We start from the raw sequence: 17,153 nt of genomic DNA on the forward strand, positions 1-17,153 counted from the left end.
CGCGGAGCTCAGCGGGTGCGGCGGAGCAGCGCCAGGAACATCGCGTCGGTGCCGTGGCGGTGCGGCCACAGCTGCCCCTGGTCCCCGCGGGCGATCCCGGGCACCTCGGGGAACAGCGGTGCGACGGGCTCCACCTCGACGTCGTCCCGGGCGGCCGCCGCGTCGACCACGTCGACGGTCTCCGCGGTGTGCGGCGAGCAGGTCACGTAGGCCACCACTCCCCCGGGCCGCACGGCGGCCAGCGCGCTCCCCAGCAGCCGGTGCTGCAGCTCGGCCAGCGGGGCGACGTCCTCGGGGGTGCGCCGCCAGCGCACCTCCGGCCGCCGCCGCAGGGCGCCCAGGCCGGTGCACGGGGCGTCGAGCAGCACCCGGTCGAACGAGCCCGCCGCCCAGTCGGGGTCGGTGGCGTCGGTGACCAGGACGTCGACGTCGTCCTCACCGGCCAGGGCGGCGCGCACGAGCTCGGCGCGGTGCGGCGCCCGGTCGGCGGCGGTGAGGTGCACGCCCTCGGGCCGGACGGCGGCCAGCAGCCCGGCCTTGCCCCCGGGCCCGGCGCACATGTCGAGCCACGCCCGCTCGGGCCCGTCGACCGGAGCCCGGGTGAGGGCGAGCGCGGCGAGTTGGCTGCCCTCGTCCTGCACCGCGGCCAGCCCCGAGCGCACCGCGGGCAGCCGCCCCGGGTCGCCGGAGGGCAGCCGGACGGCGTACGGCGAGAACGGGCCGGGCTCGCCGCCCGCCTGGGCCGCCAGCTCGTCCCGCGGGATCCGCCGGGCCACCAGGTGCACCTCGGGGGCGGCGTCGTCGGCGAGCAGCGCCGGCTCCAGCTCGGCCGGATCGTCCAGCGCATCCCGCCAGGCCTCGACGATCCAGCGCGGGTGGTCGGTGGTCAGCGCGAGCCGGGCGTCGTCGTCCAGGGGGTGCAGGGCCTCGACCCAGGCCGCCCGGTCGCCGCCGGCGGCCACCTTGCGCAGCACGGCGTTCACCAGGCCGGAGGCTCCGGTGCCGACGATCGCGCGGGTCAGCGCGACGGTCGTGTCGACCGCCGCGTGCGCCGGCACCCGGAGGTCGAGCAGCTGGTAGGTGCCCAGCCGCAGCAGGTCCAGCACCCGCGGCTCGAGCTCGGACAGCGGCCGGGACACCAGCGTGCCCAGCACCGCGTCCAGCGTGCCGGTGGCCCGCAGCGTGCCGTAGGCCAGCTGGGTGGCGAAGGCCGCGTCGCGCTCGGCGAGGTCGGCGGCGCGCTCCCGGAGCAGCTGGGGCAGCAGCAGGTTGGCGTAGGCGGCCCGGCCGGTGACCCCGTCGAGGACGTCGAAGGCGGTCAGCCGGGCACCGTCGAGGACCGGCCGGTGCCGCCGGGTGGGTGGGCGCCGGTCGGGCCGGCGCGGGGGCGGGGTCACTCGCCCAGCCTCTCGCCGGCTGCCGGCCGGGCTCCCCGGGCCCAGTCGGCGGCGGGCAGCATCCGCTTCCCCGCCGGCTGCACCTCGCGCAGCCGGACGGCACCGCGGCCGGTGCCCACCGTCACGCCCGTCGGCGCGACCGACACCTCACCGGGCGCGAGGTTCGCCGCGTCGGGCACCGGCGCGACCGGGTCCAGCCGCAGCCGGGTGCCCCGCCACGTCGTCCACGCCCCTGGAGCGGGGGTCACACCGCGGACCCGCCGGTCGACCACGTGCGCCGGCAGCGTCCAGTCGACGCGGGCGTCGGCGGTCTCGATCCGCGGCGCGAGGCTGACGCCCTCGGCCGGCTGCGGCTGGGGGCGCAGCGAGCCGTCGGCGATGCCATCGAGGGTCGCGACGAGCAGCCGGGCGCCGCTGACCGCCAGCCGGCCGAGCAGGTCGCCGGCGGTGTCGGTGGACCCGATCGGCTCGGTGACCACGCCGAACACCGGGCCGGTGTCCAGGCCGGGCTCGAGTCGGAACGTCGCCGCTCCGGTGACCTCGTCGCCGGCCATGATCGCGTGCTGCACGGGGGCCGCTCCGCGCCAGGCCGGCAGCAGGGAGAAGTGCAGATTCACCCAGCCGTGGCGGGGCACCTCCAGCACCTCCGGCGGGACCAGGGCGCCGTAGGCGACCACCGGTGCGCAGTCGACGTCCAGTCCGCGCAGCTGGTCGAGGAACTCCGGCTCCCGCGGTGAGCGGGGCGTGAGCACCGGGATCCCGGCGGCGTCGGCGCTCTCGGCGACCGGCGACCGGCTGGTGCGCCGGCCGCGCCCGGCCGGGGCGTCCGGGCGGGTGAGGACGGCGACCACCTCGTGCCGCGAGCCCAGCAGCGCCTCGAGCGCGACGACCGCAGGTGCCGGCGTGCCGGCGAACAACAGCCTCAGTGCGGGCTCACCTTCACGACCGGCGGGAACACCGGTTGGCCATCGGGCAGGTAGGACTGCTCCCCCTGCCAGGCGGCGTCGCGGAGGACCGCCAGCGCGGCCTCCCGGGCCTCGGCGTCGAGCCGGTCGACGAACAGCACGCCGTCGAGGTGGTCGGTCTCGTGCTGGATCGCGCGGGCAAGCTTGTGCGAGCCCTCGACCCGGATCGGCTCGCCGTGCATGTCCCATCCGGTGGCGGCCACGTACAGGTGCCGGCGGCAGTCGAACCGGAACCCGGGGATGGACAGGCAGCCCTCGGCGTCCTCCTCGGTGTCCTCCCCGACCGCGGTGACCTCCGGGTTGACCAGGTGACCGACCTCCCCGTCGACGTACCAGGTGAAGACGCGCAGCCCGACACCGATCTGGGGCGCGGCGATGCCCGCCCCGCCGGCGGCGTGCATGGTGTCGGTCAGGTCGGCGACCAGCTGCCGCAGCTCGGCGTCGAAGTCGACCACGGGGGCGGCGGGGGTGCGCAGCACCGGGTCGCCCATGATCCGGATGGGGGTCACGCTCACCCGACGATCGTAGGCGGCGGCCCCTACGGTGGCTCTCGTGACCTCGCTCCTCGCCCACCGGGTCCGTGCCCTGGCCAGCAGCGTGCTCGAGGGTCTGGCCGTCGGCGGCCTGGTGGCCAGCCGGGAGGCGCCGCCCTGGTCGCGCCCCCGGGTGCTGATCTCGGCCGCCGCCGGCGCCGCCCTCACCGCCGACCAGGCCAGCCTCGAGCTGCCCGCGATGCTCCGCGAGCACCGCGCCACGGGGACCGTCAGCCCGGCCCCGCCGCACGAACGCCGCGCGCTGGCGCATGCCGGCGCCCACGCCCTGGTCGTCGGCCTGCTGCTGCAGGTGCTCGACCGGCCGGTCCGCGACCGGCTCGCCCAGCGGGGGGTGCGGCACCCGCACCGGTGGTTCGGCGCGATCGCCGCGGTGGCGCACCTCGCCGCCCTGGCGCCGGTCTACTGGCGGCTGGCCGCCGACCGGGCCCGCGCGGACGCCGAGCGCGAGGCGGCCATCGAGGCCGAGCTGCAGGAGATGGCCGCCGGTCGCTGACCGCTAGGCGAGCTCGAGCGGGTCGAGCTGGACCCGGACGTGCTCGGCAACCTTGCGGGCGCTGCGCACCCCCTGGACGTCGTGCAGCGCCCGGGCCAGTGCCAGCCCGTCGCTGCGCCGCACCCGCACGAGGTACCGCTCGCCCTCCTGACCCGGGCGCGGGGGCTCGGGGACCGGGCCGAGCACGTCGGCGCCCTCGGGCAGCCGCAGCGCCTCCAGGAAGTCGGCCAGCGCCGCGGGCGAGGCCGACAGCGAGGCCATCCGGGTGGCCGGCGGGAACCCGAGCTCGCGCCGGTCGGCCAGCTCCCGCGCGGCCAGGCCGGCCGGGTCCCAGCGCACCAGTGCCTGCACCACGGGGTGCCCGGCGTCGGCGGCGACGACCACCGGCCCGCCGGCCCGGACCAGCGTGGCGGCGTTGGCCCACCGGCGCAGCGTCTCCTCCCCGGCGCGCAGGTCGGCCCGGCCGAGCAGCGCCCAGGAGTCCAGCAGCAGCGCCGCGCCGTACCCGCCCGCGGCGATCGGCTCCGCCCCCGGCGTCGCGACCACCAGGGCCGGCCCGCCGGGCACCGTGGCGAGCACTCCGGACCGGCTCCCGGACACCCGGACGGCGGCGCCCGGGAACGCCCGGCCGAGCTCCTCGGCCGTGCGCGCCTCGCCCACGACGGCGGCCCGCAGCTTCGTGCCGGAGCAGTGCGGGCACTCGAAGGTCGCGGCCGGGCGCGCGCACCAGCGGCAGGCGGCGATGCGCACCCCGCCGGGTCCGGGTGCCGGGGAGACCCCGAGCGGGCCGGCGCAGTGCGGGCAGCGCGCGGGGGCCCGGCACCGGTCGCAGACCAGCGAGGGCACGTAGCCGGCCCGGGGCACCTGGACCAGCACGGGTGCGCCGGCCTGCAGCGCCTTGCGGGCCGCGTCGAAGGCCAGGGTGGGCAGCCGGGCGGAGCGGGCGGCCGGGTCGCGGGCCAGCTCGAAGTCGCTGCCCAGTGCCTGCACCCGCGGCGCGGCGGCGCGCAGGACGGCCCGGTCGGCGACCAGCTCGTGCGCCCAGCCGGACTCCACCAGCAGGGCCGCCTCCGCGGTGCGCGCGGTGCCGGCCACCACCGCGGCGCAGGAGGCCAGGTGCGCCCGGTGCACGAGCACGTCGCGGGCGTGCGGATAGGGCGCGCGGGGCTCGGCGTGCAGGTCGTCGCCGTCGTCCCAGATCACGACCAGGCCGAGGTCGCGCACCGGTGCGAACACCGCGCCGCGGGTGCCGAGCACGACCTGGGCGCAGCCGCGGGCCGCGGTCAGGAAGCGGGCGTACCGCGTGTCGGGCGCGGCGTCGGCACGTAGCACGGCGACCGAGCCGGCCGGCAGCCGCGCCTCTGCCGCGGCGGCGAGCCGGTCGAGGTCCTTGCCGTCCGGGACGACGACCAGCGCCCCGCGCCCTCCGGAGAGGGCGGCCTGGCACAGCTCGGCCAGCCGGGCCGGCCAGTCCTCCCCCGGCAGCGCCGTCCAGACCGCGCGGGCCGGGTTACCCCCGGCGACGGCGGCGAGCAGCTGCGGCCCGGTCGGGTACCGGGCGAAACCGGCCGGGTCCGGCGCCGGCGGGACCGGCGGCGGGTCGGCCACCGGGCGCTTCTCGGGCGCGGCCCGCCGCGGCGGCAGCGCCAGCCGGAGCACGTCGGTCATCGACCCGGCGTAGCGGTCGGCGACCGACCGGGCCAGCGCGGCGACCTCGGGGGTGAGCACCGGCTCGCTGGAGACCACCTTGGCCAGCGGCGCGAGCCGGCCGCCGTGCTCGGTGCTGTCGCCGAGCTCCAGGACGACGCCGTCCAGCAGCTTCCCGGCGAAGCGCACCCGGACCCGGCAGCCGGCCACCACCTGCTCGGCGAGCTCGTCGGGGACGGCGTAGTCGAACGGCCGGTCCAGGTGGGCCAACGGCACATCGACGACGACCCGGGCCACGCGCACACCGACAGTCTCCCCGTCGGTACCGACAGCCTCCGGCCCCGCCCAGAGGCTCACCGCGAGCGTGCGAGCGGTGAGGAGGGCAGGGTCCTTCAGCCCACGGCGGACTTCAGCGCGTCGACGCGGTCCAGCCGCTCCCAGGGCAGCTGGACGTCGGTGCGGCCGAAGTGCCCGTAGGCGGCGGTCGGCGCGTAGATCGGGCGGAGCAGGTCCAGGTCCCGCACGATCGCGCCCGGCCGCAGGTCGAACACCGAGGTGATCGCCTTCTCCAGCACGTCCTCGGGCACGGTGCTGGTGCCGAAGGTCTCGACGAACAGCCCGACCGGGTGGGCGGCGCCGATCGCGTAGGCGACCTGCACCTCGCAACGGCGGGCCAGGCCCGCCGCGACCACGTTCTTGGCGACCCAGCGCATCGCGTAGGCGCCGGAGCGGTCCACCTTCGACGGGTCCTTGCCGGAGAACGCCCCGCCGCCGTGCCGGGCCATGCCGCCGTAGGTGTCGACGATGATCTTGCGACCGGTCAGGCCGGCGTCGCCCATCGGGCCGCCGATGACGAACTTGCCGGTGGGGTTGACCAGCAGCCGGTAGCCGGTGGTGGGCAGGCCGAGCGCGGCGAGCTCGGGCTCGACGACGAGCTCCTGCACGTCGGGAGCGAGCAGCGTCTCGATCGAGATGTCGTCGGCGTGCTGGGAGGAGACGACGACGGTGTCGACGGCGACCGGCCGGTCGTCCTCGTAGACGACGGTGGCCTGGACCTTGCCGTCGGGGCGGAGGTAGGGCACGGAGCCGTCCTTGCGCACCGTGGCCAGCCGGCGGGCCAGCCGGTGGGCCAGCGCGATCGGCAGCGGCATGAGCTCGGGGGTCTCGTCGACCGCGTAGCCGAACATCAGCCCCTGGTCGCCGGCGCCCTGCCGCTCGATGAGGTCCTCGGCGACCGCGGCGCGGTGCTCTGCACCGGTGCGCGCCTCGTAGGCGGTGTCCACGCCCTGGGCGATGTCGGGTGACTGGGCGCCGATGGACACGCTGACGCCACAGGAGGCGCCGTCGAAGCCCTTGCGGGACGAGTCGTAGCCGATGCCGAGGATGGTCTTGCGGACGATCTCGGCGATCTCCACGTAGCCGGCCGTGGTGACCTCACCGGCGATGTGGACCTGACCGGTGGTGATCATCGTCTCGACGGCGACCCGGCTGCGCGGGTCCTGCTCGAGCATGGCGTCGAGGATCGAGTCGCTGATCTGGTCCGCGATCTTGTCGGGGTGGCCCTCGGTCACCGACTCGGACGTGAAGAGGCGGCGTGACACTCGGTACTCCCTGCGTTCGGTGGCCGGCGCGGCGTCTGCAGCCGGTGGTGGGTGGACCCGCGACCGAGGCTACCGGGGGCGGCCGACGGGCGTGGCCCGCGACCGCCCGGGGTGGCGGTCCCGGTCAGCCGAGGTGGGTGCCGACGACGTCCCAGATGCCGACCGACACGCCGTCCTTGCGGCCGGGGGGCACGGGGGTCGCGGTGCCGTCGGCGGCGAGCACGGTGACCTCGTTGTCGGCCCGGCCGAACACCTGACCGGCCGAGACGTCGTTGACCACCAGCAGGTCGGCCCCCTTGCGGGCGAGCTTGGCCCGCGCGTGGGTGAGCACGTCGCCCTCCGCGTCCCCGGTCTCGGCGGCGAAGCCGACGACGAGCTGGCCGGGTGCGCGCGCGGCGACCAGCTCGACCAGGACGTCGGGGTTGCGTGCCAGCTCCACCGAGCTGGGCTCGGCGGCGCTGCCCTTCTTCAGCTTGGTGCCGGCCACGGAGGCGGGCCGGAAGTCCGCGACCGCGGCGGCCATGACGACGACGTCCGCGCCGGCCGACTCGGCCAGCATCGCCGTCCGCAGCTGCTCGGCGGTCTCCACCGGCACCACCCGGACGCCGAACGGCGCCGGCTGCTCGACGTTCGCAGCGACGAGCACCACCTCGGCGCCCCGGGCGGCGGCGACCCGGGCCAGCGCCCAGCCCTGCATCCCCGAGGAGCGGTTGCCCAGGAAGCGGACCGGGTCCAGGGGTTCCCGGGTGCCCCCGGCGCTGATGACGACCCGCCGTCCGGCCAGGTCCGGGGCCAGCGCGCCGGGCCCGGCGGTGAGCACGACCTCGGCCAGGGCCGCGACGTCGGCGGGCTCGGGGAGCCGGCCCGGGCCCGAGTCGGGGCCGGTGAGCCGGCCGACCGCGGGCGGCAGCACGACGGAGCCGCGGCGGCGCAGCGTGGCCACGTTGTCCTGGGTGGCCGGGTGCAGCCACATCTCGGTGTGCATCGCCGGGACGAACACGACCGGGCAGTGCGCGGTCAGCAGGGTGGCGGTGAGCAGGTCGTCGGCCCGGCCGGCGGCGGCGCGGGCGAGCAGGTCGGCGGTGGCCGGGCTGACCAGGACCAGGTCGGCCTGCTGCCCGATCCGCACGTGGGCCACCTCGGGGACGTCGTCCCAGACCTCGGTGCTCACCGGGTTGCCGGACAGCGCCTCGAACGTCGCCGCGCCCACGAAGCGGAGCGCCGAGGCGGTGGGGACGACGCGCACGTCGTGTCCCACCTCGGTCAGCGCGCGCAGCAGCAGCGCCGACTTGTAGGCGGCCACGCCGCCGCCCACGCCGAGCACGATGCGACTCATGCCGACGATCCTCCCCGCCCCGCCCCGGGAACGACGAAGCACCCGGCCGGAGCCGGGTGCTTCGTCATCAGTAAGGGTGGAACGACCCCCTCGCAGGTAAAAGGACCCCGTCCTCCCCACCCTTCGCGAGCTCAGGTCGGGACCCGGGACGGGGCCTCAGTTCTCGCCGGCGGTGTGGGTCAGCAGGCCCTCGTTGATTTCGCGCAGCGCGATCGACAGGGGCTTCTCCTGCGGCGCGGTGTCGACGAGCGGGCCGACGTACTCCAGCAGACCCTCGGAGAGCTGGCTGTAGTAGGCGTTGATCTGGCGCGCGCGCTTGGCGGCGTAGATCACCAGGCCGTACTTGCTGCTGGTGCGCTCAAGCAGCTCGTCGATCGGCGGGTTGGTGATGCCCTCAGGGGCGGGTGCGACTCCGGACACGGGCGAGCGTGCTCCTTCTCCGATCGTGGGAGTGGGCCACCGGCGGTGCCGGCAGCGCTCACTCGGGGGCGTCCCCGCGGCCCGAGGTCCTCGGGAGGGAGGGCTCGCGGGGCGGCGCAGTCAGCCAGCTTACCAACTCGTCGGCGGCCCTGGCCACGTCGTCGTTGACGACCACCACGTCGAACTCCCCCGCGGCGTCCAGCTCGGCCTGCGCGAGGGCCAGCCGGCGGGACTGGACCTCCGGTGCCTCGGTGCCCCGGCCCGCCAGCCGGGAGACCAGCTCACCCCAGGACGGCGGCGCGAGGAACACCAGCTGGGCTTCCGGCGCACGCTCCCGGACCTGCCGGGCGCCCTGCAGCTCGATCTCCAGCAGCGCCGGCGAGCCCGCGGCCAGCTGCTCGTCGACCGGCGCCTTCGGGGTGCCGTACCGGTGGCCCGCGTAGGACGCCCACTCCAGGAGCCCGTCGCTGGCGATCAGCGAGTCGAAGAAGGCGTCGTCGACGAACCAGTAGTGCTCGCCGTCCACCTCGCCCGGGCGGGGCCTGCGGGTGGTGACCGACACCGACACCCAGACCTCCGGGTGCCGGCGCCGGACCTCGGCCACGACGGTGCCCTTCCCGACGCCGGAGGGACCGGAGAGCACGGTCAGCCGCGCGCGGGTCAGGTCTCGCACTGGTCGATCATCGCACCGGAGTGGTCGGGGACCACCACGGCGACCGTTCAGACGGCGCCCTCGGGGACCTGGTCGGCCTCGACCTTCTCGCCGCCGAACTCGGCCTCCAGCGCCTTGCGCTGGTTGGCGCCGAGCCCACGCACCCGCCGCGTCGGGGAGATCTCGAGCCGCTCCATGATCTTGGCGGCCCGTGCCTTGCCGACGCCGGGCAGCGACTCGAGCACCGCCGACACGCGCATCTTGCCGATCACCTCGTCGGTCTCACCCTGCTTGAGGACGTCACCGACCGTGGCGCCCTTGCTCTTGAGCCGCTCGCGCAGCTCGGCACGGGCCTTGCGGGCCGCAGCCGCCTTCTCCAGGGCAGCGGCACGCTGTTCGGGGGACAACTCGGGAAGGGGCACGGAGCAACCCAATCGTGATCGTGCCGGCCACGGGACCGGCGGTTCCTCGGGGTGGACGTCGTACGCGTGCGGCCCGCGGTGTGAGCCTCGGCGACAACCTAACCAAGCGAGAACGCCCGGTGTCGCCAGCCCCCACGCCAACTGTCGTGGACAGGTGCGCTGTAGCCGCCACGGTGCCGCCATACACACGACGCACACGGACGGTTACGTCAGGTCAGCGCCCGATCGGGCCACAGCACCGCGCCCCCGGACCGGAGCAGGGTCGTGCACCGGGCGGGCTCCCCCCGCGCCTGCCCGACCGTGGCGACCAGCCAGGGCCCGGCCCGCCTCATCCGGCGAGCTCGGCCGTCCACCGGTCGGCTGCCGTGCGCAGGGCGCCCGCGTCGGGGCCGGCGGACAGCACGTCGCGGGAGACGGTCGGGACGACGGCGGTGCCGGTGCCGAACAACCGGCGCAGGTCGGCGACCGACCCGCCCTGGGCGCCCAGCCCGGGAGCGAGCACCGGTCCGCCGAGCCCGTCGAGGTCGACGTCCAGCTCGCGCAGCGTCGCCCCCACCACGACGCCGAAGGACCCCGTTCCCGGCCCCCAGCGGCCGGCGACGTCCCGGACGGCGGCGACGTCGGGCAGCGGGTCCCCGACCACCCAGCCGGGGGTGTTCCAGCCGCGCACGGTGTCCACCACGACCTGGGCGACGCTGCGGTCCCCCACCAGCGCGTGCTGGAGGGTGCCGGCGTCCGGGTTCGAGGTGCGGGCGAGGACGAACAGCCCGCCGCCGTGCTGCCGGGCGGTGTCGACCGCCGGCTGCAGCGATCCCGGCCCCAGGTAGGGGCTCACGGTGAGCGCGTCGACGGCCAGCGGGTGGTCCGGGCGGAGGTAGTCGGCGTAGGCATCCATCGTCGAGCCGATGTCGCCGCGCTTGGCGTCCAGCAGCACCAGGGCGCCGGCCGCGCGGGCCCGGGCGACGGCGTCCTCCAGGACGGCGACCCCCCGGGACCCGTGCCGCTCGTAGAACGCCAGTTGCGGCTTGAGGACGGCGACGTGCCCGGCCAGCGCGTCCACCACCGCGTCGGTGAAGCGGGCCAGCCCGGCCGGGTCGTCGGCCAGCCCCCAGCCACCCAGCAGCGACGCGTGCGGGTCGATCCCGACGCACAGCGGGCCCCGGGCGGCGACCGCGTCGGCCAGCCGGGCGCCGAAGGGCTCGGTCACGCGACCTCCTCGCTGGCGCTCGTCGGCCTCCTGACTGACGGTGCCCTGTCCCTGGACGACCTCGCGAGCTCGGTCATCTGTGCGCGTACCCGACGGCGTCGGTGAGCCGGGCGAACCCCCGTTCGGCCAGCGCCGCGGCCAGCTCGGTGTGGATGCGCGTCAGCGCCGACGGGTCGTTGAAGACCGCCGTCCCCACCGAGACCGCGCTGGCGCCGGCGAGCACGAACTGCAGCGCGTCCAGGCCGCTGCGGATGCCGCCCATGCCCAGGATCGGCACCCCGGGCAGCGCCTGGTGCACCTGCCACACGCAGCGCAGCGCGACCGGGCGGACGGCCGGGCCGGACAGGCCGCCGGTGATCCCGCCGAGCACCGGGCGCATGGTGTCCGGGTCGATGACCAGCCCGAGCAGTGTGTTGATCATCGACAGCCCGTCCGCCCCGGCGTCGGCGCAGGACGCCGCGACCGGGACGATGTCGGTGACGTCCGGGCTGAGCTTGGCGTAGACCGGCTGGGCCGGGTCGGCCGCCTCGCGCACCGCGCGGACCACGTCGCGGGCCGCGACCGGGTCGCAGGCGAAGACCTCGCCGCGGCTCTCCACGTTGGGGCAGGAGATGTTGACCTCGATGCCGAGCACCCCGGGCACGCCCCGCAGCCGGGTGGCGAGCTCGGCGAAGTGCTCGACCCGGGTGCCGGCGATGGAGACCAGCGCGCGGGCGCCGCGTGCGGCCAGCCAGGGCAGCTCCTCGGCCAGCAGGCCGTCGATGCCCGGTCCCTGCAGGCCGATGGAGTTCAGCATGCCGCTGGGCGTCTCGGCCATCCGCGGGGTGGGCCGGCCCGAGCGGGGGCGCAGCTGCACCGACTTGGTGACCACGGCGCCGATCGCGGCGAGGTCGACGAACGGCTCGAGCTCCCGGCCGAACGACGAGCACCCCGAAGCGGTGAGCACCGGGCTCGGGATCGCCGCCGAGCCGAGGGCGGTCGACATGTCGACCGCGGTCTCCGTGACGGTCACGCCACCACCCCCATCGCGTCCGCGCCGACCACGTCGGCGGTGAGCGTCCCAACGTCGGCGAATCGCACCCGGTCCCCGCCGAACACCGGCCCCTCGGTGCAGGACCGGCTGAACCGGGTCCGCCCGTCGGCGCCGACCACCGGCAGCACGCAGGTCATGCACACCCCGATCCCGCAGGCCATCGACTCCTCCACCGCGACGTAGGAGGGCACCCCGGCCGCCGTCGCCTGCTCGGCGACCGCCCGCAGCATCCCCATCGGCCCGCACGCGTAGACCACGCCCACCCCGCCGACCAGCTCGGCGGCGGCGTCGGTCACCCAGCCCCGGCGGCCGGCGCTGCCGTCGTCGGTGGTCACCACGAACGGGTCGGCCAGCGCGGTGAGCTCCTCGCCGGAGCACAGCCGGTCCGCGCTCGCCGCGCCGGAGACCACCGCGACCCGGGACCCGGCGGCGCGCAGCCGCCCGGCCAGGCCGACCAGCGCCGCGGCGCCGTAGCCGCCGCCGACCAGCAGCGCCGGGGTGCCCGGCGCGGGCATCGGATAGGGCCGACCGAGCGGGCCGACGACGTCCACGGCGTCCCCGGGCCGCAGCCCGGCGAGCCAGGTCGACCCGGCACCGTGCGGGGAGACGACCACGGTCACCTGCCCGTCCGCGGTGCCGGCGATCGCGATCGACCGGCGCAGCACCATCGCGGAGGTGCGGTCCCCGACGGCGAAGGCGACGAACTGCCCGGGCACCGCCCGCTCGGCGATCGCGGGCGCGGCCAGGGTGAGCTCGACGTACGCCCCGACCGGCCGCCGTCCGGCCACCTCGACCACCCGCTGCACCGGCGGCTCCTCCGCCACCGGCGCCGGCTCGGTCAGGTACCCCAGGGCAGAAGTGGCCACTTCCGCGGCGGGAGGGCGGTCGGGGCCGGCGGTCACGTGCCGGCCTCGGCGAGCGCGCGGTGCAGGTCCTGCAGGCTGCGGACGCCGAGGTGACCGCGGCGCAGCGCCTCGATGCCCTGCACCGCCGCCGCCAGACCCTGCACGGTGGTGATGGAGGGGATCCCGGCGGTCACCGCGGCGGCGCGGATCTCGTAGCCGTCCAGGCGGGGCCCGCTGTTTCCGGGCGTCCCGAACGGGGTGTTCACCACGATGTCGACGTCCCCGCTGAGGATCCGCTCGACGACGTTGCCCGGGCCCTCGGAGAACTTGCCGACGACCTCGCAGGCCACCCCGTTGCGGCGCAGCACCTGCGCGGTGCCGACGGTGGCGAGCACGGTGAACCCGAGATCGGCCAGCCGCTTCACCGGGAAGATCGCCGAGCGCTTGTCCCGGTTGGCCAGCGAGACGAACACCGTGCCGGTGGTGGGCAGGTCCCCGTAGACGGCGGCCTGCGACTTGGCGAACGCCGTGCCGAACTCGGCGTCGATGCCCATCACCTCGCCGGTGGACTTCATCTCCGGGCCGAGGATGGTGTCCACGCCGTGGCCCTCCACGGTGCGGAACCGGTGGAAGGGCAGCACGGCCTCCTTGACCGCGATCGGCGCGTCGGCCGGCATCTCGCCGCCGTCGCCGGTCGCCGGGAGCACCCCGGCGGTCCGCAGCTCGGCGATGGTCTCCCCCACCGCGATGCGCGCCGCGGCCTTGGCCAGCTGCACGGCGGTGGCCTTCGAGACGAACGGCACGGTCCGGCTGGCCCGCGGGTTGGCCTCCAGCACGTAGAGGACGTCGTCCTTGAGCGCGTACTGCACGTTCATCAGCCCGCGCACCCCGATCCGGGCGGCCAGCGCCTCGGTCGCGGTGCGGATGTGCGCCAGGTCGGCGCTGCCCAGGGTGATCGGCGGCAGGGCGCAGGCCGAGTCGCCGGAGTGCACCCCGGCCTCCTCGATGTGCTCCATGACCCCGCCGAGGTACAGGTCGGTGCCGTCGTAGAGCGCGTCGACGTCGATCTCGATCGCGTCCTCCAGGAACCGGTCGACCAGCACCGGGTGGTCGTTGCTCACGTCGGTGGCCTTGGTGATGTAGGACTCCAGCGTGGCGTCGTCGTAGACGATCTCCATGCCGCGGCCGCCCAGCACGTAGGAGGGGCGGACCAGCACCGGGTAGCCGACCGCCGCGGCGATCTCCCGGGCCTCGGCGAACGTGGTGGCGGTGCCGTGCTTGGGCGCGGGCAGCCCGGTGTCGTGCAGCACCCGGGAGAACTCGCCGCGGTCCTCGGCGGCGTCGATCGCCTCGGGGGCGGTGCCGAGCACCGGGACGCCGGCGTCCTTGAGCCGCTGCGCCAGGCCCAGCGGGGTCTGCCCGCCGAGGGTGCAGATGACCCCGGCAACCGGCCCGGCGGCCCGCTCGGCCTCGACGACCTCCAGGACGTCCTCGAAGGTCAGCGGCTCGAAGTACAGCCGGTCGGCGGTGTCGTAGTCGGTGGAGACGGTCTCCGGGTTGCAGTTGACCATCACCGCCTCGTAGCCGGCGTCCTGCAGCGCCATCACCGCGTGCACGCAGGAGTAGTCGAACTCGACGCCCTGGCCGATCCGGTTGGGGCCGGAGCCGAGGATGAGCACCGCCGGCTTGTCCCGCGGCTCGACCTCCGTCTCCTCGTCGTAGGAGGAGTAGTGGTAGGGCGTGCGGGCGGCGAACTCGGCTGCGCAGGTGTCCACGGTCTTGTAGACCGGGCGGATCCCCAGCCGGTGCCGCAGCAGCCGGACGCCGTCCTCCCCGGACAGCTCCGGGCGCAGCGCGGCGACCTGCCGGTCGGACAGGCCGTGCCGCTTGGCCCGGCGCAGCAGCTCCGGGGTGAGCGCCGGGGCGGCCCGCACCTCCTCGCCCACCTCGTCGACCAGGGCGATCTGGTCGACGAACCAGGCGTCGAAGCCGCTGGCCCGCGCGACCTGCTCGACGGTGGCGCCGGCGGCCAGCGCCCGCTGGGCCAGGTACAGCCGCCCGTCGACCGGCGTGCGCAGCGCCTCGAGCAGCTCCTCGGCGCTCGACCCGTCCTCCGGTCCGGTCCAGAACCCGGCGGCCTTGGTCTCGGTGGACCGCATCGCCTTGCCCAGCGCCTCGGTGAAGTTGCGGCCCAGCGCCATGATCTCGCCGACGCTCTTCATCGTGGTGGTCAGCCGCGGGTCGGCGCCGGGGAACTTCTCGAAGGCGAACCGCGGGATCTTCACCACGACGTAGTCCAGCGCCGGCTCGAACGACGCCGGGGTGACCCCGGTGATGTCGTTGGTGATCTCGTCGAGGGTGTAGCCGATCGCCAGCTTCGCGGCGATCTTGGCGATCGGGAAGCCGGTCGCCTTCGACGCCAGCGCGCTGGACCGGGAGACCCGCGGGTTCATCTCGATGACGACCAGCCGGCCGGTCTCCGGGTGGACGGCGAACTGGATGTTGCAGCCGCCGGTCTCCACCCCGACCGCCCGCAGCACCGCGATGCCGACGTCGCGCATCTGCTGGTACTCGCGGTCGGTGAGGGTCATCGCCGGGGCCACGGTCACCGAGTCGCCGGTGTGCACCCCCATCGCGTCGATGTTCTCGATCGAGCAGATCACCACCACGTTGTCGCTGCGGTCGCGCATCAGCTCGAGCTCGTACTCCTTCCAGCCGAGCACCGACTCCTCGATGAGGACGGTGTGGACCGGGGAGTCGGCCAGCCCGTGGCCGGCCATCCGGCGCAGCATCGGCTCGTCGGTGGCGATGCCCGAGCCGAGCCCGCCCATCGTGAAGCTCGGCCGGATGACCACCGGGTAGCCGACCTCCTCCACGGTGGCCAGCGCCTCCTCGACGCTCGAGCAGACCGTCGACCGGGGGGCGTCGGCGCCGATGGAGCGGACGATGTCCTTGAACATCTGCCGGTCCTCGCCGCGGTTGATCGCGTCGACGTCGGCGCCGATGAGCTGGACGCCGTACTTCTCCAGGACGCCGTTCTCGTACAGCCCGATCGCGATGTTGAGCGCGGTCTGCCCGCCGAGGGTGGCCAGCAGCGCGTCCGGGCGCTCGGCGGCGATGACCCGCTCGACGAAGTCCGGGGTGAGCGGCTCGATGTAGGTGGCGTCGGCGACCTCGGGGTCGGTCATGATCGTCGCCGGGTTGCTGTTGACCAAGCTGACCCGCAGCCCCTCGGCCTTGAGCACCCGGCAGGCCTGGGTGCCGGAGTAGTCGAACTCGCTGGCCTGCCCGATGACGATCGGACCGGAGCCGATCACCATCACGTGCTGGATGTCGGTGCGCTTTGGCATCTCAGGCCTCCTCACCGGTGGAGTCGTGCACGGTCAACGGTGGGGAGACGGCGTCCCCGCGCTGCTTCTCGGCGGCCATCAGGTCGACGAACCGACCGAACAGCGGGTGGGCGTCGTGCGGGCCGGCGGCGGCCTCGGGGTGGAACTGCACGCTGAAGGCGGGGGCCTCGAGCAGCCGCAGCCCCTCCACGACGTCGTCGTTGAGGCCCACGTGGCTGACCTCGACCGGTCCGAACGGGGTGTCGACCGGCCGGTCCAGCGGCGCGTCGACGGCGAAGCCGTGGTTGTGGCTGGTGACCCGCACCGTGCCGCTGACCCGGTCGAGCACCGGCTGGTTGAGCCCGCGGTGCCCGAATCGCAGCTTGTAGGTGCCCAGGCCCAGCGCGCGGCCGAGGATCTGGTTGCCGAAGCAGATGCCGAACAGCGGGCGGCGCGCCTCCAGGACCCCGCGGACGGCCTCGACCGCGTAGTCGGCGGCCGCGGGGTCGCCGGGACCGTTGGAGACGAAGACGCCGTCGACGCCGAGCTCGAGCAGCTCGGCGGCGGTGGCGGTGGCCGGCAGCACGTGGGTCTCCACGCCGAGCTCGGCCAGCGACCGCGGGGTCGCGGTCTTGATGCCCAGGTCGAGCGCGGCGATCTGGAACCGCTTCTCCCCGATCGCCGGGACCACGTACGGCCGGTCGGCGCTCACCGAGGGGGCGAGGTCGGCGCCGGTCATCTGCGGGCTGGCGGTGACCCGGGCCAGCAGCTCCTCCGCCGACAGCCCCTCGCTGCTGATCCCGGCGCGCATCGCGCCGCGGTCGCGCAGGTGGCGGGTCAGCGCGCGGGTGTCCAGGCCGCTGATCCCGACGACGCCCTGCGCCACGAGCTCGTCGTCCAGGCTGCCGGTGGCCCGCCAGTTGGCCGGCCGGCGGGCGGCGTCGCGGACGACGAACCCGGCCACCCACATCCGGCGGCTCTCGTCGTCCTCGACGTTGACCCCGGTGTTGCCGATGTGCGGCGCGGTCATCACGACGATCTGCCGCGCGTAGCTGGGGTCGGTGAGGGTCTCCTGGTACCCGGTCATGCCGGTCGCGAAGACCGCCTCACCGACCGTCGTCCCGACCGTGCCGTAGGCCTCGCCGCGGAATGTCCTGCCGTCCTCGAGCACGAGGATCGCTGAGCTCACTGTGCACCCCGTTCGGCTCCGCGGTCGCTCCGCTCCTCGCTCGCAGAGCTCACTGCGATGCTC

Annotated in this window: 16 protein-coding genes; 1 reads left to right on the forward strand and 15 read right to left on the reverse strand. The window is 75.5% G+C overall.

Annotated elements, in window-relative coordinates; all coding sequences use genetic code 11:
• Positions 1–8: 8 nt before the first annotated feature.
• From HK417_RS03940 to def, 3 genes are read right to left on the reverse strand one after another with little or no spacing between them, the layout of a single operon-like run.
• Entirely contained in the window at positions 9–1,397 is a 1,389-nt protein-coding gene (locus HK417_RS03940; protein WP_222263536.1) for an RsmB/NOP family class I SAM-dependent RNA methyltransferase, read from the reverse strand.
• The gene (gene fmt, locus HK417_RS03945) at positions 1,394–2,314 is read right to left on the reverse strand and encodes a methionyl-tRNA formyltransferase (protein ID WP_222263539.1); all 921 of its coding nucleotides are present in this window, start codon (positions 2,312–2,314) and stop codon (positions 1,394–1,396) included. The genes HK417_RS03940 and fmt overlap by 4 nt, the downstream gene beginning before the upstream one ends.
• 5 nt (positions 2,315–2,319) lie before the next feature.
• Positions 2,320–2,877, reverse strand: coding sequence for a peptide deformylase (gene def / locus HK417_RS03950; protein ID WP_222263541.1), 558 nt, complete (start codon positions 2,875–2,877; stop codon positions 2,320–2,322).
• 37 nt (positions 2,878–2,914) lie between these two features.
• Here def and HK417_RS26340 point away from each other — a divergent pair, with 37 nt between their 5' ends.
• The gene (locus HK417_RS26340) at positions 2,915–3,409 is read left to right on the forward strand and encodes a hypothetical protein (protein WP_222263544.1); all 495 of its coding nucleotides are present in this window, start codon (positions 2,915–2,917) and stop codon (positions 3,407–3,409) included.
• 3 nt (positions 3,410–3,412) lie between these two features.
• Here the strand turns inward: HK417_RS26340 and HK417_RS03960 are convergent, their stop codons facing one another.
• The 12 genes from HK417_RS03960 to carA all read right to left on the reverse strand — a co-directional run bounded on the left by HK417_RS03960 (position 3,413) and on the right by carA (position 17,090).
• Positions 3,413–5,359 carry a primosomal protein N' gene (locus tag HK417_RS03960; RefSeq protein ID WP_308123352.1) on the reverse strand — a complete coding sequence of 649 codons (1,947 nt, stop codon included), beginning with the start codon at positions 5,357–5,359 and terminating at the stop codon, positions 3,413–3,415.
• Between the two features lie 89 nt (positions 5,360–5,448).
• The gene (gene metK / locus HK417_RS03965; RefSeq protein ID WP_222263547.1) at positions 5,449–6,657 is read right to left on the reverse strand and encodes a methionine adenosyltransferase; all 1,209 of its coding nucleotides are present in this window, start codon (positions 6,655–6,657) and stop codon (positions 5,449–5,451) included.
• A 124-nt stretch (positions 6,658–6,781) separates the two neighbouring features.
• A complete protein-coding gene (coaBC, locus tag HK417_RS03970) occupies positions 6,782–7,993 on the reverse strand; it encodes a bifunctional phosphopantothenoylcysteine decarboxylase/phosphopantothenate--cysteine ligase CoaBC (RefSeq protein ID WP_222263550.1) in 1,212 nt (403 codons plus the stop codon).
• 156 nt (positions 7,994–8,149) lie between these two features.
• Positions 8,150–8,413 (reverse strand): DNA-directed RNA polymerase subunit omega, encoded by a 264-nt coding sequence (gene rpoZ, locus HK417_RS03975; protein WP_014741310.1) that lies wholly within the window; start codon positions 8,411–8,413, stop codon positions 8,150–8,152.
• 58 nt (positions 8,414–8,471) lie between these two features.
• Complete coding sequence (gene gmk / locus HK417_RS03980; RefSeq protein ID WP_439957902.1) at positions 8,472–9,086, reverse strand: guanylate kinase; 615 nt, start codon at positions 9,084–9,086, stop codon at positions 8,472–8,474.
• 47 nt (positions 9,087–9,133) lie between these two features.
• Entirely contained in the window at positions 9,134–9,487 is a 354-nt protein-coding gene (mihF, locus tag HK417_RS03985) for an integration host factor, actinobacterial type (protein ID WP_222263553.1), read from the reverse strand.
• A gap of 209 nt (positions 9,488–9,696) precedes the next feature.
• Positions 9,697–9,819 carry a hypothetical protein gene (locus HK417_RS24985; protein WP_261325824.1) on the reverse strand — a complete coding sequence of 41 codons (123 nt, stop codon included), beginning with the start codon at positions 9,817–9,819 and terminating at the stop codon, positions 9,697–9,699.
• Complete coding sequence (gene pyrF / locus HK417_RS03990; RefSeq protein ID WP_222263555.1) at positions 9,816–10,694, reverse strand: orotidine-5'-phosphate decarboxylase; 879 nt, start codon at positions 10,692–10,694, stop codon at positions 9,816–9,818. Before pyrF ends, HK417_RS24985 begins: the two co-directional genes overlap by 4 nt.
• A 73-nt stretch (positions 10,695–10,767) precedes the next feature.
• Complete coding sequence (locus HK417_RS03995) at positions 10,768–11,706, reverse strand: dihydroorotate dehydrogenase (RefSeq protein WP_308123354.1); 939 nt, start codon at positions 11,704–11,706, stop codon at positions 10,768–10,770.
• Positions 11,703–12,629 carry a dihydroorotate dehydrogenase electron transfer subunit gene (locus tag HK417_RS04000; protein WP_308123355.1) on the reverse strand — a complete coding sequence of 309 codons (927 nt, stop codon included), beginning with the start codon at positions 12,627–12,629 and terminating at the stop codon, positions 11,703–11,705. The genes HK417_RS03995 and HK417_RS04000 overlap by 4 nt, the downstream gene beginning before the upstream one ends.
• Positions 12,626–15,922, reverse strand: coding sequence for a carbamoyl-phosphate synthase large subunit (gene carB / locus HK417_RS04005; protein ID WP_222263558.1), 3,297 nt, complete (start codon positions 15,920–15,922; stop codon positions 12,626–12,628). Before carB ends, HK417_RS04000 begins: the two co-directional genes overlap by 4 nt.
• A gap of 1 nt (position 15,923) precedes the next feature.
• Positions 15,924–17,090, reverse strand: a complete 1,167-nt coding sequence (carA, locus tag HK417_RS04010; RefSeq protein WP_222263562.1) for a glutamine-hydrolyzing carbamoyl-phosphate synthase small subunit — start codon at positions 17,088–17,090, stop codon at positions 15,924–15,926.
• Positions 17,091–17,153: the final 63 nt, after the last annotated feature.

Origin of the sequence: Modestobacter marinus (assembly GCF_019799945.1) — a bacterium.
GTDB classification, from domain to species: Bacteria; Actinomycetota; Actinomycetes; order Mycobacteriales; family Geodermatophilaceae; genus Modestobacter; species Modestobacter marinus_B.

Bases quoted from the DNA above. Each gene is read 5' to 3' on its own strand.
- coaBC (WP_222263550.1), bottom strand. From the start codon at position 7,993: ATGAGTCGCATCGTGCTCGGCGTGGGCGGCGGCGTGGCCGCCTACAAG.
- HK417_RS24985 (WP_261325824.1), bottom strand. From the start codon at position 9,819: ATGAGGCGGGCCGGGCCCTGGCTGGTCGCCACGGTCGGGCAGGCGCGG.
- carB (WP_222263558.1), bottom strand. From the start codon at position 15,922: ATGCCAAAGCGCACCGACATCCAGCACGTGATGGTGATCGGCTCCGGT.